The following is a 223-nucleotide window of genomic DNA, read 5'->3' as shown; positions in this document are numbered from 1 at the left end:
CTTACTGCACTGACTAAAGCACGTGATGATGCACTTGCTGCGAAAACAGAAGCACAAACAAAAGTGACAGCGTTACCTGAGGCAGTACAAACAGAAAAAGATGCGCTACAAAGTCGTTTAAATGATCTGGTTGATATCACTTTACCAGCAGTAAATGATGAAAACGAAGATGGTGTGGATGATGCAGTTGCAGCACTTGAAGAAGCGACAGAGGCAGTAGAGG

General features: G+C 43.5%; 1 protein-coding gene. It reads left to right on the top strand.

Going from position 1 to position 223, the window contains the following annotated elements; genetic code table 11:
• Nucleotides 1-223 (top strand): GA-like domain-containing protein (locus tag AC1M9K_RS14685; RefSeq protein ID WP_481589665.1); only part of this gene is annotated, 223 nt, incomplete at both ends.

The sequence above is a fragment of the Acinetobacter sp. 24-47-67 genome (genome assembly GCF_056779735.1).
The sequence above is the reverse complement of the archived record's forward strand: the minus strand, read 5'-3'. Positions and strand labels throughout refer to the sequence as shown.